Source organism: Brachybacterium alimentarium (assembly GCF_002332425.1).
GTDB lineage: Bacteria > Actinomycetota > Actinomycetes > Actinomycetales > Dermabacteraceae > Brachybacterium > Brachybacterium alimentarium.
Genome location: NZ_NRGS01000058.1, coordinates 1 through 3,957, shown reverse-complemented (window position 1 = coordinate 3,957; position 3,957 = coordinate 1). Strand labels below are relative to the sequence as shown.

At 65.6% G+C, this 3,957-nt stretch carries 1 protein-coding gene and 1 pseudogene; one reads left to right on the top strand and one right to left on the bottom strand.

Going from position 1 to position 3,957, the window contains the following annotated elements; all coding sequences use genetic code 11:
- Positions 1 to 153 precede the first annotated feature (153 nt).
- A pseudogene (locus CIK71_RS17275) lies at positions 154 to 1,614 on the bottom strand (IS3 family transposase).
- A gap of 167 nt (positions 1,615 to 1,781) precedes the next feature.
- Between CIK71_RS17275 and CIK71_RS17270 the strand changes: the two are divergent.
- Positions 1,782 to 3,719, top strand: coding sequence for a heavy metal translocating P-type ATPase (locus tag CIK71_RS17270; RefSeq protein ID WP_245857774.1), 1,938 nt, complete (start codon positions 1,782 to 1,784; stop codon positions 3,717 to 3,719).
- Positions 3,720 to 3,957: the final 238 nt, after the last annotated feature.

Sequence of the window (3,957 nt, the reverse complement as noted above, 5' to 3'; positions counted from 1 at the left end):
AGAGAACCCGGGTCGGTTCAGGTCGTCGCACCACGTCCGCAGCGGCAGCCACTCCTCGAAGGTGTTCAGCACGCCAGTAACCTCACCGGTGTAGGGGTCGACAAATGCTGTGAGCTGCCGGTCTTCTCGGCGGAACCTGTCAACCTTTTTGGGTCACTTGCTGAGCTTCGTCGTTGAGTTTGCTGGCGGGGTCTTCTCGTCCTGGTCGGGCGGGTTGATCCAGGCTGTGGTGGGCAATGCCGGCGGGACTGGGTGGTGGCGGACGAACCGCTCGGGGTGGGCCATATAGGCCTTCTCGAGGACGCTGGCGCGGTGGTCCCGGATCTCGGCGGCGTAGCCGTGGTGGACGTCGATCGGGGTGTGCATGCCGATCCCGGAGTGGCGGTGGACGGTGTTGTACCAGCGGTAGAACTCGCTGCAGAACGCTCTGGCGTCCTCGATCGAGCCGAACTTCTCGGGGAACTCGGGCCGATACTTCAACGTCTTGAACTGCGACTCTGAGTACGGGTTGTCGTTGGAGCAGTGGGGGGCGGGAATGCGTCTTGGTCACGCCCAGGTCGGCCAGCAGGAACGCGACCGGTTTCGAGGCCATCGAGGAGCCGTTGTCCGCGTGGATGGTCAGCTGATCACGGTCCACGTCCTGCTTGGCGATGGTCTCGCCCAGCAGCTTTTCAGCCAGCGCCGCCGACTCGGCGGGGGCGACCATCCATCCCACCGTGTAGCGGGAGAAGATATCGATGATCGAGTACAGGTAGTAGTACGTCCACTTCACCGGACCGTGGAGCTTCGTGATATCCCACGACCACACCTGATTCGGGCCCTCAGCTGCGAGTTCGGGCTTGACCCGGGGCGGGTGCGTGGCCTGGCGGCGTCGCTCACGGACCTCGCCGCGGCGGCGTAGCAGGCGATACATCGTCGAGACCGAGCACAGGTAGACACCCTCATCGAGCAGGACCGCGTGAATCTCGGCCGGGGCCATGTCCACGAACCGCTGCGAGTACAAGACCGCGAAGACCTCGGCCTCCTCGGCTTCGGTCAGGGCCCGCGGCTGCCGGGCCGGCTCGCGGCGCTGACGCGGCGGTGCCGGGGACTGGCGATGGCGGCGGTAGTGGGTGGCCCGAGACCGTCCCACCGCCCGGCAGGCTGCTTTGGTGCCCACCAGCTCGGTGAGCTCGGTGATCGTCTCGTCGATCATCGCTTCTCGGGCTTGTCGTTGCTGCTGGTCGAGAACTGGTCCAGCAGCGCTGAGAGTTTTCCCTGGACCTCGATCACCGCCTCGGCCTTGTCCAGATCCGACCGCAACCGCTCATTTTCCTTCCGCAACCGCGCGGCTTCATTCTGGGCTGCTGTGGCCGGTGCCGCGCCCCCGGAGCGACCCAGTGCCTCTTTGGCTCCGCGGTCGCGCTGGTCTCGCCAGGCGCTGATCAGCGAGGTATACAAGCCCTCCCGGCGCAGCAACGCGCCTCTGCCTTCGCGGTCCGCATTCTCGTACTCTGCCAGGATCTCGGCCTTGTACTTCGCGCTGTAGCGACGCCGGCGGGCCTTGGGCGGGACCTGCGGGTCAGGGACTTCATCCATACCCCCAGAATGCCTCGACTCGATCGGAGTTGTCATCGTTGTGTTCATCGCGGGGATACCTCCTCCCGCCCTCTACGACACCAAACCGGACCATCCGGGTGTCTCATCTAAGGCTGACACAGAGGGCACGCCGCGCCAACGAAACGCGCATCGTGAGCCTGCGGCGCAGACTCATCACCGCGGCCCTGCTCACCGTCCCGCTGATGGATGTCACCATCGCGCTGGCGCTCGTGGAGCAATGGCGGTTCCCCGGATGGGAGCTGCTGTGCGTGCTCCTCGCGATCCCGGTGGCGACCTGGGCGGCATGGCCTTTCCATCGTGCCGCCTGGCGGACTCTCCAGAACCGCTCCGTCAGCATGGACACCCTGGTCTCGATCGGGATCATCACCTCGTTCAGCTGGGCCCTGATCTCGATGGCCGCCGGGATCGAGACCAGCGGCGGCGTGTGGCTCGGTTTCGGAGAGGTGCCTGACGGCGCCAACGCCCTGTACCTCGACGTCGCTGCTGGGTTGACGACGTTCCAGCTCGCGGGTCGCTACTTCGAGACCCGCAGTCGGCGCCGCGCCGGCGACGTCCTCGGCGCACTGTCCGCACTCGGAGCTCGAGAAGCCCGCAGACGTCACGACGACACCGAGGCGATCGTCCCGGTTGAGGAACTTCGCGCCGGCGACATCATCATCGTTCGCCCCGGAGAGACGATCGCCGTGGACGGCCAGGTCATCGAAGGCACTGCTTCCCTCGACACAGGCGCCATGACCGGTGAATCGCTCTACCGGACCGTTGGGCCCGGGGACGACGTCATCGGCGGTTCCATCTCCGCGGACGGGATCCTCGCCATCGAGGCGACCCGAGTGGGGGCACACACGCAGCTCGCACAGATGGCCGCCATCGCCGAGCAGGCCCAGATTCGCAAGGCCCAGGTCCAGCACCTCGTCGACGCTGTCGTGCGCGTGTTCGTTCCCGTCGTCCTCGCTCTCACGGTGCTCGTCGCACTGATTTGGCTGCTGGTAGGAGCCGGTGCATCCACCGCGGTGACTAACGGGATCAGCGTCCTGATCATCGCCTGCCCCTGCGCCCTCGGACTCGCCACCCCCACTGCCCTGATGGTCGGCGTCGGCCGCGGCGCGTTACTCGGTGTGCTCGTCAAAGGGCAGGACGCCCTGGAAGCCAGCGGAAAAGTCACCACCGTTGTCCTGGACAAAACCGGGACCCTCACCCTCGGCGTACCGCGCGTGGTCGACATCCACCCTCACGGCGTCACTGCCGAGCAACTGATAAGGCTGGCTGCGGGCGTTGAAACATCCTCCGAGCATGCCGTCGCCGAAGCACTCCGCAACCTCGCCGCAACTCTGGTCGCTGACATTCCCGCAGCAACCGACCACACCGTCTCCCCCGGTCACGGAATCAGCGCAACGATCAACGGTGAGATCATCGCCGTCGGCAGCCCCGCCTACATGGACGAGCTCGGCGTCCGCATCTGCCCCGACCTCACAGGGATCGTCAACGCTGCCACCCGCAACGGACAGTCCACAGTCCTCGTCGCGCAAGGTACGAAAGCGATCGGAGCGATCACACTCGCCGATCTGATGAAGCCAGACGCCGTTGACGCCGTCGCCGCCCTGCACAGACTCGACCTACAGACCGTGCTGCTCACCGGCGACACCTCCGCCGCAGCCCAGCGCGTCGCAAAATCCCTTGGGATCACCCAGGTCCGCGCCGGTGTACTGCCCACCCAGAAGGTCGACGTCATTGAACAGCTCCAGCGAGAAGGCCACCGAGTCGCGATGGTCGGAGACGGCATCAACGACGCCCCAGCTCTCGCAGCCGCCGATCTCGGACTCGGCATCGTCACCGGAACACACGTCGCGCTCAAGTCCGCCGACATCATCCTCGTCCGCGACGACCTCTACGCCATCGCCGATGCCATCACGCTCGCCCGCGCCACCAACCGCACCATCCGCACCAACCTCATCTGGGCCTTCGCCTACAACATCGCCGCCATCCCCATCGCTGCAGCGGGCCTACTCAACCCCCTCATCGCAGCCGCAGCGATGTCCCTTTCATCCGTGTTCGTCGTCCACAACAGCCTTCGACTCCAAAGCATCCGGACCCTTCGCCCCACCGAAAGACGAGACGACTAAGCCGACCCACCAGCTCAGCCGCAGCCTCGTTGCATCCGGAAAACCGCATCAGCACGGCCTCGCCGAGGAAGTTCCCAACTAGGGCACCCCGGCAGGACAGCCACTAGACGGTCTTTTACGGTTCCCAATAGGGCCCGAAAGTGCTCTTTCCCTCTTTGCCAGGCTGATTGTGAGTCACCTCAGGACCAGTTGGGAGAGCAGGGCGATGACGATCAGCCCGGGATTCACGTCGGCGGAG

Excerpts from the sequence above, each read along its gene's own strand:
- CIK71_RS17270 (WP_245857774.1), top strand. The coding sequence starts at position 1,782 with ATGGATGTCACCATCGCGCTGGCGCTCGTGGAGCAATGGCGGTTCCCC.